This window comes from Burkholderia sp. AW33-5, assembly GCF_053427615.1.
Genome location: NZ_JBSAXA010000043.1, coordinates 1 through 17885, shown reverse-complemented (window position 1 = coordinate 17885; position 17885 = coordinate 1). Strand labels below are relative to the sequence as shown.

The window sequence follows — 17885 nt, the reverse complement described above, 5'->3', positions numbered from 1 at the left end:
TGCAGTGAATCTGCCCGGAGAATCGGGCGATCCGGACAGCCCGCATTATCGCGACCTTGCGCGGATGTGGCTTAACGGGGAATATTTCCCGCTGCTCTATACCCGCGCCTCCGTCGAAAAAGCAACGGAAAAACGCACTCGTCTGGTGCCCGGCACTCAGACGCAATGACACGATAGTGATACGGCAAAGCACAGATCGCCTGAAAGGTGCATCCAAAATTTCCCTTTTAATCATTGACCTAGATTGAGGTGTGGCGGACTTTTCGCGAATCCCGGTCATACACCCAGCATGAGTCGACGGCAATTGCCTGGGTAACGCTGTCGCAGAATCGTTTTTCAGCAGTCTGAAGAAAGGGCGTGTAAAGAAGCGGATTTACAAGAATCGATCTGTCTCGGTTACCGAAATTTCGGATTACATTGAAAATTTCTAAAATCAGACTCGGCGGCACAGCTATCTTGGCGGCATGAGTCCTTTGCAGTACGAAGCTGCTGCAAAGTTACATTGAAATGGTGTCTCCACGAACTCCTGGGAACTCCTGGCGGCAGTTCTACTACGAGCGCCGGCCCTACAGCGCTCATCGCTACCAACCTCTCGCCACGGTCCGTCGAGCGTGGCTGGATTCCGATAATATCGACACGAGACTCACTGCCTGATTTATCACAAAGTTCTGCCGCAGGTCAAGAGCGAAAAAGGTAACGGAATCCTATAGATAGAGTCGTCGGATGATCTCCGCCAGAACACGATGATGAAGTCTACTTCGACATTTCTGCGGAACTTGTGTTCGACGTCGACTCAAGTGGAACAAGCTGACAAGCCCGCTGCGATGAGTCGCGTGGATATTCTGGATTGGATCGAGAGTTTGCCGTCGACGCTTTCTGAACGCTGTTCACAATGGGTGATACCTCTGGAACGGGAAGCACCGACCCGCGGCACATCAAGCACGCAGCCAGAAATATTCACCGGAAGCAATACCCTCGAACATTTCGTCGCTCGATTCGAGAATATTTTGTCGCCAGTAGCGGCCGTGTTCCGCGTAGTGGGCAAGCAAGTCGGCCAGTTCCCGACCGTCAATACCGCAGCTAAATGGCAACCGAATTATCAGTATGATGCCGCCTGTGTCGGCATCGATGCCGAGTTGAGCCTGATCCTGCGCATAAATGAGCAGGTTCGCTTCGAGCATCAACTTGAATACTGTCAATGTCCGGCCAGCCGTTACCGTGCCGAAATGGAAATTGGCGTACATCGCTTCCGCGTCGTTGTCGAAACAATCGAGGCGGACTTCAAAGCCCTCCACTTCAATCGTGCGTGCCTCGAGCACGTTGTCAACATTGGCGAGTCCGACGGTCGCGCACAGATCCTGAACTAATTGGATATAGCTCTCAGTGCTCATGGTTCAGAAATCCGATGGGCACAATGAGTGCGGCGGAAAAAAAGCCGGCCAGTGTGTTGAAAACTGGCCGGCTTCCCGGCACTCGAAAGAACGAGCGTCCGGAATGCGCATCGATTAGCCGCCTTGCGCAGCACTCTTCACGTTACTGGCACCGCTCTTCATCACGTTGGTGAGCGCCGCAGTCATCGCTTGCTGGAGCTGCATCTGCGCGGCCGCCAACGTCGAGGTGTTCATCTGATTGCTGATCGCTTGCATCTGGGCTTGGGTCGACGATGTGTCAGTGCCGCCCTGCACTGTGCTTGCTCCTCTGCCGGCGATATTTGATGCGGTGCTCGCCGCGCTGTCGGCCACATTAAAGGCGTTCTGGAGCGTGTTGATAGAATTTCCAAGGGAGATTGCCATGATGACCTCACTCTAGTTGAAGATTATTACTGCCGGTCAATGCCGATTTTCCTGCGTCGGAACGTTGCCGTCCGGGCAGCAAGACAGGCTCGTGTTGCAGGCAGGTATGACGCCTGCACGTGGCGCGCGTCAGGTTGCCGGCGCCTTTGCTGCTTCCTGCAATCCGGTTAATACACGGGATGTCGCGAGAAAACCACGATACAGCTTCGCGAGATTGCTCCGGTCGAGGTCGTTGGCGGCAGGTGCGGCGCCGAGGCGTTCCGCGACCGCTTCGATTGCGGTGCACAGTTCGCGGAGTCGGCCATCGCCGGCTGGGTCATCCAGCAGCGTACGGACCTCGTTGAAGTCCCGTGCAAAAGGTTCCATTGGCTCATACATTGAAAAATTCTCCAGAAGGTAGGCGTAGCCGCGGTATGCGATTGACCGCAGAGGATCAGCCCGGCACACCGGGCGGAAGGGGGGGGGCGTTGTCGGTCGCAGGACGCGCGATGCCGCTCACGGCGGTGCTGTCGCTTGCCGTGGTTGGCGTATCGGTCACGTAGATATGCTTTACGCCGTCCGGTGTCTGCGCGTATTGCACGTCGTCAGCCGAGACCATTTCCGCATACGACGTAGAGTTTTCTGCCGCCGTCTCGGCGGGCGTTTCCGACGCGGCGACGGTCACTTCCTTGACGTTCGAATCGAGATCGGAGCGGATCCGCGCGACGGCTGCTTCGAGTGTTTCACGGCTGCCCGCCGAGCCTTTCACGACGAAACGGCCTCCGCCTGCATACTCGACTTGTGCGCCAGGAACGCTGAGCGATTCCTCGATGCTGCGCGAAACCTGTTGAGCGACGTCGTATCGGCTCACGATGCCGGCGGGCGCGATGCTTGCGAGCAGCGTGCGCACCGCGGCGGCATCGGTCGCGCGCGCGAGCATCCCGGTTACGACGACCGTGTTGCCGACCGGGCGTGCTTGCAGTCCGTCAATGTGTGCGGCCGCGAGTGCTCCGACGATGCGCTGCGCGCGATAGCCGGCGCTCTGCGGCGGTGCGGCTCTGCTAATTTGCGACGATGTAATTGCAATGACGGCAAGCATGATCGAGCCGAGCGCAATGCATGCAGTTGCTGTGCTCGCGTAACGACGATTCCAGACCCGTTTGGTTTCACGCCGCAACATCAGGGTCGACAACAGTTCGAAGTCGGACGGCCAAGCGGTCGCGTCGGGCCCTACGCAGAGGATCGTGCCATTGAATTGCTTCGGAACCAGGTCAACGAACAGGATCGCCTCGGGTGAGTTCTCGGCAGGCGTCGCCTGGCCGGCATCCGGTTCGACGAACTGTGCGCGCACGACGTCGTCCGTGACGTGCAGCAAAAGATCCGACGCTTGCCAGTCGGTCAAACGGATGTCGGCACCGTCGTCCGAGCCGATGCGATGCATGCCGGGCGCAAGCTGCAACCGCGCTCCCGCATGTACACCTGTCAGTATCCGTAACAGCTTCATGGTCTCGTTCCAGCGTAATGATGGAAAGTGGCGACGATCCGCTTCCAAGGGTCCAGCGATTAATCGTCAGTATAGGTAGGCGTATCGGTTCCTTTGACGAAAATACGAAAGCGAAGAGCATTATGCGAACAGACGCATTCGTCATTTGCTTGATGCAGTACGAGTTGCCGGTGTCGGCTCATTGTTGGCTTCACTTGTTGCTGTCGAGTTGCTCGGAAGGCCATTTCGGATCGCGAGCAGCGCGGCGATCGCGCGATCGAGACGGGCCGTTGTCCTCGGCATGCCCGCTTGCAACCACAGCAGCGGAAAGAGCAGATTGAACCGCTGCATGCCGTCATGGATCGTGCGGTCAGAGAGGCGGTCAGCGCGCAAAGCAGCCTGAGTGGCGGTGGCAGATTCGCGCAGCTTGGCGAGAGTGCCGACGGGAATCGGCCCGATGCGCCGCTGGATGAGAAGAAGATCCAGCGACAACTCGAGCATTTCTGCCGTACGTGGCGCATTTGGGGGGCGCATCCGGAGTCCACGCATCTCGCCTTCCCAGGCCAGGGCAATCGCATCGGCACGCTCGCTTTCTCGACCGGGTTCCGCATGCGGTTCGGCGATCGCGTCGAATCGGCCGCGTGGTGGGGCTACGATGCGTAATTCGGTGGCCTGTATGCGGGGAAGCGGTCGGCAAGGTTCTATTTCCGTATGGTCGTCGTGCGGCTGTTCTCGTCCCCCGCGCCCGCCGCGGTCGCGGTCCACGCCCATTGCGGGCTCGAAGTGAGGCGCAGGCAAGTCGTCGCCGTCGTCGTCCCCGGCCTTGCTCGCGACGTTCCGACGCAACCGGTTCGCGATCCTGCGCTTTCGCGCGAGGGCGTCCATCTTGGGGGAGCTTGGAGGCCTGCCGTTTGGTGCAGGGTCTTGGCTGTACGAGAAACTCGTCGTGCCGCGATATAGCACTGCAGTCAGCGCGCTAGTGCGTGCCGCCTGCCGATCGGCGGTGCGCTGCTGCGCGTCTGTCGACTGTTGCAGCTGAGCTGAAGAGGCCTGATTAATAGAAGTCCGAAGTGCATGGTTCATACGAGCTACCTCGAACTATTTGCCGGCTCGTTTGCATTCATTGCGGGACGGCAAGCTGCATCATCTGAATTGCAAAATGCAGGATCGCCGCACAGCCCGTTGGCGCGGCGATGACGATCGTGATCGTGACAGCGATCATCTTGACGACTTGTGGCAAGGTCTGATCCTGCAACGACGTGATCGCCTGCACGAACGATACGCCAAGCCCGACGACGGCCGCAACGATCACGGGCGGCAGCGAGACGGTCAGGCATAACAGCAGGGCCTGAGTGGAGAAGCGGATCAGCGAGTCGATTTCCATGGCAATTGACGGTCAGGATAGCTTATTTGTAAGTCATGACCAAGCCGTGGACGAGCGCGGACCAACCGTCCATGGCAACGAACAGCAGCAGCTTGAACGGTATGGCGACGTTGGTCGGAGTGATCTGATTGAGCCCCAGCGCAAGGAGCACATTGGCGATCACCAGATCGACGATAATGAATACGATGTACAGCAGAAAGCCGATCTTGAACGCGTCGGTCAACTCCGATAGCGCGAAAGCTGGCGCGAGAACAATGAGGTCGTGTTCGCCCAGCAGCGCTGCCTCTTCTTTCGGCCAGATCACGGATGCGGAGCGAATAAAGAAGCGCTTTTCGCGCTCCCGGGTGTGCTTCTCCAGAAACGATCGGAACGGTTCGCGTGCCGCGCCAAGCGCCTGGATCATGGCTTGAGAGGATTGCGAGGCGAGTTGTTGTTCGTTGAGCGCCTTCGCCGCCTCCATGCCGACAGGTGCCATCACGTAGAGCGACACCAGAATCGCGATGCCGTTGAGAACCATATTGGGAGGAACCTGCTGCACGCCGAGGGCATTGCGCAGGAGTCCCAGCACAACGACAATCTTCGCATAGGAAGTAACGACCATCGCAATGAATGGCAACAAACTGATCGCGACGACAACGAGCAGCAGCCCAGTAATGTCACTGAACTGTACCATGCCGATGCGCCATTTGAATGATGCGAACACCGAGATGCTCGCCGACAGCCACGAGCTCCCCGTAGCCGACAGTCTGACCATGTACGACGAGCCTCAGCTGCGCGTCCTTTACTGCCACCGGGAGTTCGATGACATAGCCTGGTTCGAGCACCGAAAGCTGATCGATCGGCAGAGAGACTGTGTCGATCTCGAACTGAACCGGGAGCTCGAGTTCACCGACCCGGGTTGGTTCGTCGGCCGTGGCGACATCGAGCCCGGCACTTGCCCGGTCTACATCTTCCGACATGAAGCACTCCTTTAAGATGACGAACGATTGAACGAAAACTTGTACTGTTGCGTGAATGCGCACGTGCGCGCGAGCACCCCATGCAGCGACGGCGCGCAAAGGTTCGTTGACTGACGTACCCGTCGAGAGAAGCGTCGCGTCGAAATGAGGAAAGAGGCTGCGTAACAGCACGTCGCCGGCTTCCAGAGCGTTAAGTGTGTCGACCGATAGAGGCCGTACGCCAATGATCAGTGCGCCAGGTATCGCCAGTGCCGGCCTGCGAGCCGTGGGCAGCGCTCGCAGCCGCGTGTCGACGATGTCGTAGCCATGTGCTGGCAGGCTGATCGCGCAATCGATGCGGCGCTCGTCGAGCACCAGCGACAGTTCGATCGCCGGACGGCCGCTCCAGTCGTCGATCCGGTCTGCCGGACACCGTCGCATGACCGACACGACACGCGGCGAAGGTAGTCCGAAATGCTCAAGATGCCTGACGAGCGGCTCAAGCAAAATACCGGAGATGGCTTGCCTCAATGCAATCTCCTCGGGTGTTGCGGCGCGCGCGAGCACGTCGTCACGCTCCGGCAAAGCCGCGATGTCGAGATCGGGATGTGCGTCGAGATCGATGGCGATGAACATGGGAAGCGCGCTCGCCCCGCCGGAAGGCCCTATCGACAGTTCGATCACCGCCGCGTCGACGAGGCGATTGATGAACACGAGCAAGTCGTCGACTACCGAAACGTTCCATGATCCGAGTCCATGGACGGACGCAGAAAGTGTTCGGAGACGGGCGTCGAACACCGTCCTGGATGCACGTGCGAATGTGGGTTCGATCCGAATCGGCGAGAGCGGTGCAATGGCAGATACTGTACTTTGTCGCGCGGCAGCTTGACTCGATGTCGATCGCCCTGCCGAGCCGTCGGATGCGTTTGATCGTTCGTCCGCCTCGAGGGCGGCGAGGTCGCAAGGGCGGGCCGCGGTCGGATCGACGTGGATTGGTGAGGACATGCGTTAAGAAGTTCTAACAAAAAGAGTTGCGAGGGCTGTTAACCCGCTGCACGCTCTGTTAACCTCATCGTTGTTTCGCTAACGAGGAGGCCATGGCAAAACCGATACTCGATGACGAACTGTGGACACTGATCCAACCGCTGCTGCCACCACCGAAACCACGCCGGACGCGATACCCGGGACGCAAGCCGCTCGACGATCGCGCGGTGCTGACCGGCATCCCCTGGGAGATGCTTCCGCAGGAGATGGGTTGCAGCTCGGGCATGAGCTGCTGGCGCAGACTGCGCGACGGGCAACAGGCTGGTGTCTGGGACCGGCTGCACGAGGTGCTGCTGGCGAAACTTCGAGCAGCCGATCGCATCGACTGGTCGCGTGTGGTCATCGATTCGTCCTCCATTCGTGCAGTGGGATCAGGTCAAAAACAGGACCCAATCCCACCGATCGGGCGCGACCCGGTTCAAAGCCCCACCTCGTGACCGAAGCGCAGGGCATCCCGCTCGCGCTGATCCTCAAGGGCGCCAACCGCAACGACGTTACCCAACTGTTGCCCCTCATCGAGGCCATCCCGCCCATTCGTGGCAAGCGGGGACGGCCGCTGTCCAAGCCGGTCGTCGTGCAGGCCGATCGCGGCTACGATCACGACAAATATCGCAAACCACTGCACGCTGCCGGCATCGCCACGCAGATCGCCCGTCGGGGTGAGCCGCACGGCAGTGGCCTTGGAAAGACCCGGTGGGTCGTCGAGCGCACCTTCGCATGGCTGCACAACTTCAGACGCCTGCGAATCCGGTTCGAACGCCTCGCGGCCATACACGAGGCGTTCATGAAAATCGCCGCTTGCATCATCTGCTGGCGACAGCTGAAAAACTCATTGTGTTAGAGCTTCTAAGAGCCTGTTACCACACAGATAGCTGGATGTCGCGAGCTTCGCCGCGGGAGCGCATCACCTTGTCGAGTTCGCGTTCGAGCAGATTGCTATGCGTCAAGAGTAAATCACGCGTCTCGCGATCGGAAACGTCGAACCGAAGTCTGATGGTGAAACGCGAAACTGCCACGTGCAGCGTCGTATGCGGGAGCAGTTCAGGGTCGAGAGTCATTTGTACTTCCCAATTGCCGGCGGAGACAATCGCGCTGTCGCCGCAGAATGCGCCGATCTCGCGCGATAGCATGCCGGCGATCTGCAGAAAATGCTCCTGCCGTTCGACGATGACCGACACGGCGGGGGCGATTGCATTGCGGACATGCTCGAATAACTCACGAGAATGGACTTCGCATGTGGCCGGCTCCATGACGGGATTGTCATCGAGCGGTTCGTCGAGCGGCGCTGTCGGGGAGTATGTCGCGCTGTCGGCTTGGGGAGGTGCTTCCGAACATGACTCTGATGAGGGCGCGGGTGGCGAACCGGCATCCGAGTCGTGCGGAACCGGCGCTCCGTTTCGCGTAGTTGGGTTGCGATGCGTTCGGCTGCGTGCGAGTGCAGCAAAGTCGACGCGGCGTTTGCTCGTTGGGCTCGGCGTCGTGGTCGGGCTACCGGGGATGATGCGCAACTGACGCGAACTGATATGAGTCATGGTTAGAGTGACACGCGGCCGACCGGGCGCAACTCGACGTGTTCGCCGAGTTCCTGATACGAATACACGGCGAGCCATTCGATCCGTCGCTCGATCATCCGGCGCACATAGCGGCGGATGTCCATCGAAGTGACGAGTGCAATATCAGTGCGAGGATCCTCGCCGACAAGCGATTGAACGCGATCGATTAGTCGATTCGCCTCGTCGGGAGGCAGCGCGAGGAAATTGCCTGTCGGAGTTTGCTTGATGGCCTGACGAATGTGCTGTTCCACCGGCATGTCCAACAGGACCGCGGACAATGCGCGTTCGCCTTGTGCTGCGCGATGAGCGAGAAAGCGCGACAGGTCGCCGCGGACGTATTCGGTCAACATCAGCATGTCTTTTTCCTTCGCTCCCCAAGTGATCAGACTTTCCATGATCGTACGTACATTGCGGATCGATATCTGCTCTTCGAGCAGACGACGTAGCACATCGGCAATCCGCGTCGACGGCAAGATCTTCAGCACTTCGGCGACGAGTGCGGGGGAGTCGGTTGACAACTGATCGAGGATCCATTGCACCTCATGGATTCCCAGAAACAGCGGTGCGTGAGTGCGCATTGCCGCAACCGAGGTGTACGCGATAATGTGTTCGGCGTGCCATACGCCGTCTTTTGCTGTGGCTGCTTGTTCGTCGATCCAGTGGGTCGCCTGACCGCCTGCGTCGATTGGCGGGCCGGCTTCGCTTTGTTCGATCAAAGCCCGGCGACGGTCCTTCTGCTCGTCGGTCAGCGTGATGCGAGCGGCCGACAGGTGTTTTTCCTGCGGCAACATGGCCTTGTGGGCCGGAAGTGCGACGCAAAGGTGTGGCACATCATGAATCAATACTTCGAAGGTTGCCGGGGCGAGCGCTGGATGAATCCACATCGTTACGCCGGGAAAAGGAAGCCCGAGGTTCTCCTGCAGGTGTGCGCGCTCGAGATCAAGTGCCTCGTCGAGTCGTGGCAGCGCAAGACTGGATGCGAGATCCGGTGCCATCCGAACTCCGATAGCGCAAGCGAACAGCGGAGCGCGAGGCAGGATAGGCGGGATGTCCGCTTTGGCGCCCGAGCGCTGCATCGCGCGCAGCGTGTCCTGCTCATGTCCGTGAGCCGAGCCCGACGACGGTGAACCTTTTCGTGACAGTCGATAACCGGCGAACGCGAGCGCGGCGGCGAGCACCACGAACAGCGCTGCGGGGAATCCCGGCACGGCGGCGAAGCCAAGCAGCAGAAACGCCGCAAAGTACAACGCGCGAGCGCTCGAGCCGAGTTGATGGCCGATTTCGTCGCCGAGCGAACGCCGCTTCGTGGTCCGTTCGTCCGAGACTCGAGTGATCATGACGCCTGCCGCGACGGACAGCAGCAATGACGGGATTTGCGACACCATTGCGTCGCCGATAGACAGAACGGAGAAGCGGTTTGCCGCATCACCTGCCGACATCGCGTGGTACGCAACACCGACGGCAATTCCCGCGACGATGTTGATCATTGTGATGATGAGACCGGCGATCGCATCACCCTTGACGAACTTCATCGCACCATCCATCCCTCCGTGCAGCTGGCTTTCGACCGCGAGCGTCGCGCGCTTTCTCCGCGCCTCCTCGGTGGTCAGCAGGCCGGAGCGCAAATCGGCATCGATGCTCATCTGCTTGCCGGGCAGCGCATCCAGTGTGAAACGGGCGCCAACTTCTGCAACACGCTCGGAACCTTTCGCGATCACGATGAATTGTACGGTCGTGATGATTGCGAATACGACCAGTCCCACGACGAGGTTACCGCCCACAACGAGTTGGCCAAAACTCTCGATAATGTTGCCGGCCTCCGCATGCAGCAGGATGGACTTGGTGGACGCGATGTTGAGCGACAGGCGAAACAGCGTCGTGAACAGCAGCAACGACGGAAACGCAGATAGCGCGGAAATGTCGGGGACGTACATCGTCACCATCAGCAACGTAACGCTGATCGTGATGTTGATGCCGAGCAGCATGTCGATCACGACCGGGGGCAGCGGCAGTATCATCAGCGAGATGATTGCAATGACCATGGCGACGATCCCGATCTCGCCACCTGCCGGCAGTTTCAACGACTTGAACATGGCCGCTCCTGAAAATCAAGCGTGGTCAATCCGGCGCGGGCCGATCGCATCGACCCAGCGCAGGATCGCTGCGACGATCTCGAACAGCTCTTCGGGTACCGGCTCATCGACACCCACCTTGAACAACGCGCGCGCGACCGGTGGATTGCCGATTATGGGTACGTTTGCGCCTTGCGCCGCCCGCCGCAACACCATGGCCGCCTCGTCGACACCCTTCGCGACCACGCGAGGCAGCGGATGCTCGTCGGGAACGTAGCGAACGGCGACCGCGTAGTGGGTAGGATTGACGACGACGAAATTCGCTTGTGCGACCTGGCGCTGTGGCGGTGCTGTCGACAGTTCGCGTGCAAGCCGTCTGCGCTCGCCCTTGAGCAGCGGATCACCTTCGTCGTTCTTGGATTCGCGCTTTACCTCGTCCTTCGACATTTTCATCTTTTTCATGAACATGAAGCGCTGGAGCTTCACGTCGACTGCACCCACCAGAACGAAGAGACCTGCCATCACGATTAGCAACTTCGCCAGAATCTCCCAAACGATTCGCGACATTTCCGGCGGTGATCGGTACAGCGAGCCGACCACGAGCGGGAACAGCCATACGATCGCTTTCCACGCCACGCAGAATATGACCGTGGCCTTGACGACCATCTTGACGGACTCGATCGCGGTGCGCGGCGAGAACAGTTTCTTCAGGCCTTCACCCGGGTTGAGCGCGCTGATGTTTGGCATGACCGGTTTCAGCGATATCTGCAATCCGACTTGCAGGACTGAACCGGCGATGGCCGCGAGCGCCGCGAAGAGCAGGAGCGGCGCGATTGCCCACAGCGCGATGCCGCCGAGCTTGTATAGCCGCGCGGTCATCGCGACAAGCGAATGATCGGCGGAAACGAACTCCAGCGCGCTATTGAGTAGCGCTCGCATCGCCTCACCGAAGTGATCGGCCGCCGCAATCAGAAATAGAGCGGTGATCGACATCGACAGAGCGTCAGTCAGATCCGTGCTGCGAGCCACGTCACCGTCCCTACGAGCGTCGCGCAGCTTCTTGTCGGTAGGTTCTTCGGTTTTATCGTCGCTCATGCGTCGGCTTGGCTATCGAATACGTACTTTGCGTTCGGTACGTTGGTCGAAGCCACGTTACCAGTCATCGTATGGAAGACGAATCATCTGCACGAACTCGATGCTCAATTTGCGAAGCAAGGCGAAGTGGTGCCGCGTGAAATGCGCGTCGATTTCGCATTTGACGTATGTACTTCGTGAGGGCGGTGACGTCCCTACTCGAAGCTTGCTAAGGTTCAGTCGGGTATCGCGGCGCCGGGTGCGCCGTGTCGATCGAATCAAATCCAGGTTCAGGGAGTGGGAAATGAAAGCAGATACGCCGGAATACTTGCAATGCCGTCCCGAGATTGTCGGTGGGTTGATCGAAACGGTATCCGCCGCACTTCTACGGACATTTCCGAAAGTGACGGTGGACCCGTGCGACATCGAACTGGTTCTCGATGCGTTACGGGTGATGCGACCAAATGTGGCCGAGATTCAGATGCTCGATGGTGTTCTGTGCATGGCTTGCGAACGTTGGGACGACGCAATTCGGTCATTGTCCGACGTTTGCGCAGCCGCGCCGCAATTCGACTACGGGAAAGCCCTGCTTGCATTCTGTCTGTCGACGAAGGGCGACGATTCGTGGAAGCAGCACGCTAGCGAGGCACTGGCGAACAATCCGAACGACGACACGGTGGTGCTCCTCAAGGCACTTCAGGCGCGTGAGGACATGGTGAAGGCAGTACATGCAAACCGAAATGGTGGCCCGTTCGTGCCGCCGCAGTCGGTCTGCGAACTGAATGCCGAGCTTGAGCAAGGAACGAAGGAGTCCGAGGAGTCGCCAGCCGAGCGGATCGAAATATCGCAATACGGCGCCACGTTGCGCGCGTGACCGGCCTCACTGTCCCCATTTATTTGCGAGATTAGACATGAACGTGGACGTCAGTCGTACTGCGATACAAATGTCGTTTGAGAAACTCACGAACGGGACGGCGCAAAGCACGCCGGCCCACCTCGCGGAAAAATTCAGCGCATTGATGCAGAAAGCGCCGATGGAACCCGTGCACGCGTCGCAGAGCGCGGGGCTCGAAAAGGTCTCAAAGCTTGCGGCAGAACAGGACATGGAGATCCAGCGTAGCGTAAACGATGTCGCCGACGTGGAGCAACGAGCGCCTACGCTCAGTATGAGTGAGATGAACGTCGAGACGATTCGTCTGACGTATGAGATCGCGAGTACGCAGCTTGACATGGAGGCGAAGATGAGCGTCGTCAACTCGTCGAAAACCGCGGTCGAGACGCTGATGAAAAACCAATGACTCCCGAGTCGGGTGGCCGTATGAAGGGCTGCAAAGAATGATATCCGGACGCATGTCGATTTACCGCGTTGCCACGCGGCTTCTCTGCGTACTCGCGTTATGCTTTCAGCTCGCCGGATGTAAGAAGGAGTTGTATACCGGCCTGTCGGAGGAGGACGTCAACGAGATGGTAGTAGCCCTCCTCGAGAACGGCGTCGACGCAACAAAAGAGCCGATGGACGGCGGCAAGAACTGGAAGCTTGACGTCGATGGCGATCAGCTTGTTCACGCAATGGACGTACTGCGCACGCGCGGGTTGCCGCGCAGCAAGTTCGATGACCTCGGAAACCTGTTCAAGAAGGATGGTCTCGTTTCGACGCCGACCGAGGAGCGAGTCCGCTTTATCTACGGGATGTCGCAGGAGTTGTCGTCGACGCTGTCGAAGATCGACGGCGTGCTGGTTGCGCGTGTGCAGATCGTGCTTCCGAATAACGACCCGCTTGCGCAGACGGTCAAGCCGTCGTCGGCGGCCGTGTTCATCAAGTATCGGTCCAGTGCCGACATTGGTGCGCTGACTCCGCAGATCAAGACGCTCGTCATGCATAGCGTCGAGGGATTGACCTATGACCAGGTCAGCGTGACGGCGGTGGCTGCGGATTCAGCCGATCCTGCGCGACCGAAATCTGCGGTGTCGTCCATGCCACTCTTGCTTGTAAGTCTTTTGGCGTTTGTGGCAATGTCGGTCGTGGCGGCTGCGGTGTTCATGCTGCTGCGGTACCGTCGGGAGACGGCTGGCGCGCATGAGGAGGCCGGGGACGGGCCGCCGCCCGGGCGTGTTGCAGAGCTTTTTGCGCGTTTGCGTCGCCGTCAGCGAACGAACTGAGAGGGCGCAATGTATGGTCGCCGTATCGAGTTCGCCGCCACAACAACGCGCTGCTGCCTTGTTGGACAGCTATCGGCGTAATTTCGCGAAAGCCGTATGTTGTGCCGATCCGTCGTGGGCCTGCACACTCCTCGGGATCGACGACTCGCGTTACGCTGTCTGGCGGGCGACGCTCGAGCAGGTGAGCGAAGCCGCGCGCGACAAATACTCGCAAGCGATCGCATGCGCTGCAGGTGTGACACGGCCGTCGCTCGACATGCTGCTCGAGCCGGCCTTGCGGGAGCCAACGCATGGTTCGCGCGATGCCACGCGAATACCGAATCTGGCGCTGCTGGATGTGCTGCCTCACGAGATCGGGCTGGCCATCCTGAGAATGCGCGCACTATCACTCCGGAGCGCTGAGGTGCGACTCGTGATCGATAAACAGACTCGCTCTCGGATTTCGGCATGGACGGGAGTTCATCCGGACGCTTTCATGCAGGACTCGAATTCGATTGGCATGACGGACGCTGCGTGGCTGAATGCGAAAGTCGGGATGCCGTCACTGGTGTCTCACGATGCCTTAACGTTGTCGATCGAGGGATGGATGCTGCTGTTGCGCGATACGGGCGCGGACCCGTCCTCGGACCTGATTACGTTGAGGCGGCTTGCCCTGCCGCGTAACCTGGTCATGCCTCGTTGGCTGGTCGAATTGCCCCCGCGGCTCAACGCGTTCTGCGGCGAGCATCTCTTCGCTCGACTTCCTCGATTATTGCCGGAGCATGCATGGGTATTTGGTTGAGGCGCCCGCGGGTAGCCGAAATTGCGCAGGTCCCGCCGGACGCCTCCGCTCGACTTGGCTTTTCCGACGACGTTGTGCCGCGAGAATGTTTCGGTGAATTGATGTCGATCGAGTCTGCCTACGCGGCGCTCGACGAGGACCGCGACGCGGTGCTTGCCGCAGCCCGTCAAGAGGCGGAAGGAGTCATTGCGGATGCGGTGGCGAGGACACAGGAGTTGATCGCCGCCGCCCGTAGCGAATACGACGCGGCTGCCGAGCGCGGGTATCGAGACGGCTACGATCAAGCGTTCGGCAAGTGGCTGGATCGTCTTGCGGAAGTAGCGGACATACAGAACCAGCTGCAACTGAGAATGCGTGAACGTTTGGCCGACATTGTCGCATCGGCAGTCGAGCAAATCGTGCGGGCTGAAAGCCGCGAAACGTTGTTCGAGCGCGCCCTTGCATCGGTCGAGCGAATCGTGGATGGCGCAACATATTTGCGCGTCCTCGTCCATGCGGACGATCTGGATCACGCGAAGGAGATCTTTGGCACGCTCGAGGAGCGCTGGCGTGAGTTCGGCCGCCCGATTCCGATGTCGGTGGAGGCGGATAAACGGCTTGCACCTGGCAGTTGCATATGCGAGTCGGACTTCGGCACAATCGATGCGAGCCTGGATACGCAACTGCGTGCGATGCGTGGCGCCGTTGCGCGTGCGCTAAAGCGTTCGATGGAGGTAGCCGGCGCGGATGACGTTGATACGACGCGAAGTGACGGATCGATCGATGCTGCGGCGGATCGGAATGAGGGGCGCGACAGGCAGGAAGCCGAGCAGGACGCGACGGAAGCGGAGGTGGACGCGAGTCGTGGAGCGGAGACATGAACATGGGCGAGTCATTGCGCACGGCCGAATTCAGTCGCCTGGCGGATGCGATCGAGCGGGAAATTCTCGCCGTTTCTGGTGTCGTGCGCACGGGCCGAGTCCTTGAAGTGATCGGCACGCTGATCAAGGTGTCGGGGCTCGATGTTGCGCTTGGGGAACTGTGTGAGCTCCGAACGTCCGAGGGCAAACTGCTGCAACGGGCGGAAGTCGTTGGTTTCTCGCGTGACGTGGCCCTGCTTTCGCCGTTCTCGCAACTCGAGCAGATCTCGCGGACCACTCAGGTGATCGGGCTCGGCCGTCCGTTGTCGATCCCGGTCGGTGAGGAGCTGCTTGGCCGCGTGATCGATGGGCTCGGAGAGCCACTCGATGGTGGTCCGCCGCTTACGTCCGACACGCTGCAGCCGCTGATCGCAGCGCCACCCGATCCGATGAGTCGTCGAATGATCGACGCGACGATGCCTACAGGCGTGCGAGTCGTCGACGCGATGATGGCGCTCGGCGAGGGACAGCGGATGGGTATCTTCGCGCCGGCGGGCGTCGGCAAAAGTACGCTGTTAGGTATGTTTGCACGCGGTGCCGCTTGTGATGTCAATGTTATCGCGCTGATCGGCGAGCGAGGGCGTGAGGTGCGCGAGTTCATCGAATTGATTCTCGGACCGGAAGGCATGTCGCGTTCGATCGTCGTCTGTGCGACGTCGGATCGCTCGTCAATGGAGCGGGCGAAGGCTGCATATGCGGCGACGGCGATCGCCGAATACTTCCGGGACCGGGGGCAACGCGTGCTGCTGATGATGGACTCGTTAACGCGCTTTGCGCGAGCCGGTCGCGAAATTGGTCTTGCGGCTGGTGAACCGCCTGCTCGGCGAGGGTTTCCCCCGTCGGTTTTCGCCGAGTTGCCGCGCTTGCTCGAGCGGGCTGGAATGGGCAAGAACGGTTCGATCACGGCGCTCTATACCGTGCTCGCGGAAGACGAAAGCGGCAGCGATCCCGTCGCCGAAGAAGTCCGCGGTATTCTCGACGGCCACATGATCCTGTCGCGGGAAGTCGCGGCAAAAAGTCAGTACCCGGCAATCGATGTACTTGGGAGCCTGTCCCGTGTGATGCCGCTCGTTGTCGACGATCGTCACATGCGTGCGTCGGCACGGATTCGAGAGCTAATGGCGAAGCATCGGGAGGTTGAGGTATTGCTGCAAATCGGGGAGTACAAGCCGGGTGCGAATCCGCTTGCGGATGAGGCAATTGAGAAGGCCGACGCTATCCGGTCGTTTTTCTCGCAACGGACGGACGATTATGCTGCGTCCAAGGACACCGTTGCTCAGCTGTATGCATTGAGCGGGGGGCGCTGATGGCGGCGTTTGCGAAGTCGATGATGCGTGATTGTCGCGTCGTGGCGTTTGCGCGAGCGAGCGAACGGCGCCGCAAGCTGGACGGAACATTGCGCGAAGAGCTTGCAACGCGACGCACCGAGCTGCAATCGCTCGAAATACTGCTGGAAGAAAAAGCACGGCAGGTCGAGCTGAAAACAGCCGACGTGAACTGTCACGCGGCCCAAATCGACACACTGACAACGGGAACAGAGGCTTTCTCGCTCGACGAGCTGATGGCCTATCACGCGTATCTCGAGGTCGCCGGGGCGCACCTGCGTGCGCTCGAGATCGAGGAGGCGCGGCTGCATGCCGCGTTCGATGCGCTTGCGGCCGTCATCGAGGAAAAGAATCTTGAGATCGCACGCAATCTGGCTCGTATCGATGCATGCGACGAGCGCATCGCGCAGATTCGCCGGGATTATGAGCAGGCGGAAGACGAGGCGCTCGACGAGGAGATTGAAGAAGCGGCGCTTGCGAGATGCATTCGGAATAGGGAGACAGCTTGAATTCCTCGCTTTTCGCTTTGCAGGGGACGGCCGGCGCGCTGCTCAATGACGTTACGCTGCTCTGCATCTGCTCCGTCCGTTTATTTATCGTAACGTCCATCTTCCCGCCGACAGCCGATGGGCTGCCGCAAGGCATTGTGCGCAATGCGATCGTGCTCTTGTTTGGTTCGTACGTCGCATTCGGGCAACCGGCCAGTTTCATGCAGATGCTGCACGGCCCGACGTTGATCGTGACCGGTCTGCGAGAGGCGATGATCGGAACCGTCCTCGGTATCGCCGCGTCCACGGTGTTCTGGGCGGTCGAAGGCGCGGGATGCTATATCGACGATCTGACGGGGTACAACAACGTGCAGATTACCAATCCATCGCGTGGGGAGCAGTCGACACCGACTGCAACGCTGCTTTCCCAAGTCGCAACGGTTGCATTCTGGGTGTTCGGCGGCATGACATTTCTGCTTGGTACGTTATACGAATCGTATCAGTGGTGGCCAATCACGCTTTCGCTTCCCCGGATGCCGGTGCTTCTCGAGGCGTTCGTCGTGCACCAAACCGATACCTTGATGCAAATGGTCACGAAGCTCGCAGCGCCGATGATGCTTGTCCTGCTGCTGGTCGATTTTGCATTCGGCTTCGCGGCGAAGTCGGCTTCGAAGCTCGATCTCATGGGGTTGAGTCAGCCGGTCAAGGGGGCGATAACAGTGCTGATGCTTGCATTGTTCGTCGGCGTGTTCGTCGATCAAGCGCGTGAGCAGGTGACATTGTTGACGTTGTCAAAACAGCTTCGCGAATGGTCGCATGTCATGTCGCATGATTGACAAGAATATCGGAGGCCAGTTCGATTTCGCCGTACGGTGGCTATTTGCGTTTTCGGAGAACTGTAAACATAGGAGT

At 59.6% G+C, this 17885-nt stretch carries 21 protein-coding genes and 2 pseudogenes; 12 read left to right on the top strand and 11 right to left on the bottom strand.

Annotated features, from left to right (window positions below):
- The 3 genes and pseudogenes from ACV22V_RS31655 to ACV22V_RS31645 form a co-directional block, all read left to right on the top strand.
- The coding region (locus tag ACV22V_RS31655) for a penicillin acylase family protein (RefSeq protein WP_448016617.1) at positions 1-169 on the top strand (169 nt) is incomplete at its 5' end.
- A gap of 114 nt (positions 170-283) precedes the next feature.
- Positions 284-506 (top strand): annotated as a pseudogene (locus tag ACV22V_RS31650) (IS3 family transposase); the annotation flags it as partial.
- A gap of 31 nt (positions 507-537) precedes the next feature.
- Positions 538-654 (top strand): annotated as a pseudogene (locus ACV22V_RS31645) (IS3-like element ISBcen23 family transposase); the annotation flags it as partial.
- Between the two features lie 281 nt (positions 655-935).
- Here ACV22V_RS31645 and ACV22V_RS31640 read toward each other — a convergent pair.
- The 8 genes from ACV22V_RS31640 to sctQ all read right to left on the bottom strand — a co-directional run bounded on the left by ACV22V_RS31640 (position 936) and on the right by sctQ (position 6375).
- Positions 936-1391, bottom strand: coding sequence for a CesT family type III secretion system chaperone (locus ACV22V_RS31640; RefSeq protein ID WP_448016614.1), 456 nt, complete (start codon positions 1389-1391; stop codon positions 936-938).
- 114 nt (positions 1392-1505) lie between these two features.
- Positions 1506-1793, bottom strand: coding sequence for a hypothetical protein (locus tag ACV22V_RS31635; RefSeq protein WP_448016613.1), 288 nt, complete (start codon positions 1791-1793; stop codon positions 1506-1508).
- A gap of 129 nt (positions 1794-1922) precedes the next feature.
- On the bottom strand, positions 1923-2171 hold the full coding sequence (locus ACV22V_RS31630) for a type III secretion protein (protein ID WP_448016612.1): 249 nt from the start codon (positions 2169-2171) through the stop codon (positions 1923-1925).
- Between the two features lie 55 nt (positions 2172-2226).
- A complete protein-coding gene (locus ACV22V_RS31625; protein WP_448016611.1) occupies positions 2227-3276 on the bottom strand; it encodes a secretion protein in 1050 nt (349 codons plus the stop codon).
- Between the two features lie 141 nt (positions 3277-3417).
- Positions 3418-4140: a hypothetical protein gene (locus tag ACV22V_RS31620; protein WP_448016610.1), complete on the bottom strand. Its 723-nt coding sequence runs from the start codon at positions 4138-4140 to the stop codon at positions 3418-3420.
- 235 nt (positions 4141-4375) lie between these two features.
- Positions 4376-4639 (bottom strand): type III secretion system export apparatus subunit SctS, encoded by a 264-nt coding sequence (sctS, locus tag ACV22V_RS31615; RefSeq protein WP_324658535.1) that lies wholly within the window; start codon positions 4637-4639, stop codon positions 4376-4378.
- A 22-nt stretch (positions 4640-4661) separates the two neighbouring features.
- Positions 4662-5312, bottom strand: coding sequence for a type III secretion system export apparatus subunit SctR (sctR, locus tag ACV22V_RS31610; RefSeq protein ID WP_448016616.1), 651 nt, complete (start codon positions 5310-5312; stop codon positions 4662-4664).
- The gene (sctQ, locus tag ACV22V_RS31605) at positions 5296-6375 is read right to left on the bottom strand and encodes a type III secretion system cytoplasmic ring protein SctQ (RefSeq protein ID WP_448016615.1); all 1080 of its coding nucleotides are present in this window, start codon (positions 6373-6375) and stop codon (positions 5296-5298) included. The genes sctR and sctQ overlap by 17 nt, the downstream gene beginning before the upstream one ends.
- 299 nt (positions 6376-6674) lie before the next feature.
- Between sctQ and ACV22V_RS31600 the strand changes: the two genes are divergently transcribed.
- Positions 6675-7462 (top strand): IS5 family transposase gene (locus ACV22V_RS31600; RefSeq protein WP_448016608.1). Its coding sequence is split into 2 segments (ribosomal slippage): positions 6675-6999 and positions 6999-7462, totalling 789 coding nucleotides; the frame shifts between segments, so codons are not numbered across the junction.
- 16 nt (positions 7463-7478) lie between these two features.
- On the opposite strand, the gene sctP is transcribed toward ACV22V_RS31600, so the two are convergent.
- The 3 genes from sctP to sctU are packed head-to-tail and all read right to left on the bottom strand — an operon-like array spanning position 7479 to position 11341.
- Positions 7479-8153: a type III secretion system protein SctP gene (gene sctP, locus ACV22V_RS31595; protein ID WP_448016607.1), complete on the bottom strand. Its 675-nt coding sequence runs from the start codon at positions 8151-8153 to the stop codon at positions 7479-7481.
- A 2-nt stretch (positions 8154-8155) separates the two neighbouring features.
- Positions 8156-10267, bottom strand: a complete 2112-nt coding sequence (gene sctV, locus ACV22V_RS31590; protein WP_448016606.1) for a type III secretion system export apparatus subunit SctV — start codon at positions 10265-10267, stop codon at positions 8156-8158.
- A gap of 15 nt (positions 10268-10282) precedes the next feature.
- Positions 10283-11341: a type III secretion system export apparatus subunit SctU gene (gene sctU, locus ACV22V_RS31585; RefSeq protein ID WP_448016605.1), complete on the bottom strand. Its 1059-nt coding sequence runs from the start codon at positions 11339-11341 to the stop codon at positions 10283-10285.
- Between the two features lie 283 nt (positions 11342-11624).
- Between sctU and ACV22V_RS31580 the strand changes: the two genes are divergently transcribed.
- The 8 genes from ACV22V_RS31580 to sctT are packed head-to-tail and all read left to right on the top strand — an operon-like array spanning position 11625 to position 17809.
- Positions 11625-12194, top strand: a complete 570-nt coding sequence (locus tag ACV22V_RS31580; protein WP_448016603.1) for an HrpB1 family type III secretion system apparatus protein — start codon at positions 11625-11627, stop codon at positions 12192-12194.
- A gap of 37 nt (positions 12195-12231) precedes the next feature.
- Positions 12232-12618 carry a type III secretion protein HrpB2 gene (locus ACV22V_RS31575; protein ID WP_448016602.1) on the top strand — a complete coding sequence of 129 codons (387 nt, stop codon included), beginning with the start codon at positions 12232-12234 and terminating at the stop codon, positions 12616-12618.
- A 37-nt stretch (positions 12619-12655) separates the two neighbouring features.
- A complete protein-coding gene (gene sctJ / locus ACV22V_RS31570) occupies positions 12656-13480 on the top strand; it encodes a type III secretion system inner membrane ring lipoprotein SctJ (RefSeq protein WP_448016601.1) in 825 nt (274 codons plus the stop codon).
- 13 nt (positions 13481-13493) lie between these two features.
- Complete coding sequence (locus ACV22V_RS31565) at positions 13494-14261, top strand: type III secretion protein HrpB4 (protein WP_448016600.1); 768 nt, start codon at positions 13494-13496, stop codon at positions 14259-14261.
- On the top strand, positions 14246-15121 hold the full coding sequence (gene sctL, locus ACV22V_RS31560; protein WP_448016598.1) for a type III secretion system stator protein SctL: 876 nt from the start codon (positions 14246-14248) through the stop codon (positions 15119-15121). The genes ACV22V_RS31565 and sctL overlap by 16 nt, the downstream gene beginning before the upstream one ends.
- Entirely contained in the window at positions 15118-16467 is a 1350-nt protein-coding gene (gene sctN, locus ACV22V_RS31555) for a type III secretion system ATPase SctN (RefSeq protein WP_448016597.1), read from the top strand. Before sctL ends, sctN begins: the two co-directional genes overlap by 4 nt.
- On the top strand, positions 16467-16994 hold the full coding sequence (locus ACV22V_RS31550; protein ID WP_448016596.1) for a type III secretion protein HrpB7: 528 nt from the start codon (positions 16467-16469) through the stop codon (positions 16992-16994). The genes sctN and ACV22V_RS31550 overlap by 1 nt, the downstream gene beginning before the upstream one ends.
- Positions 16991-17809 carry a type III secretion system export apparatus subunit SctT gene (gene sctT / locus ACV22V_RS31545; RefSeq protein ID WP_448016595.1) on the top strand — a complete coding sequence of 273 codons (819 nt, stop codon included), beginning with the start codon at positions 16991-16993 and terminating at the stop codon, positions 17807-17809. Before ACV22V_RS31550 ends, sctT begins: the two co-directional genes overlap by 4 nt.
- Positions 17810-17885 lie beyond the last annotated feature (76 nt).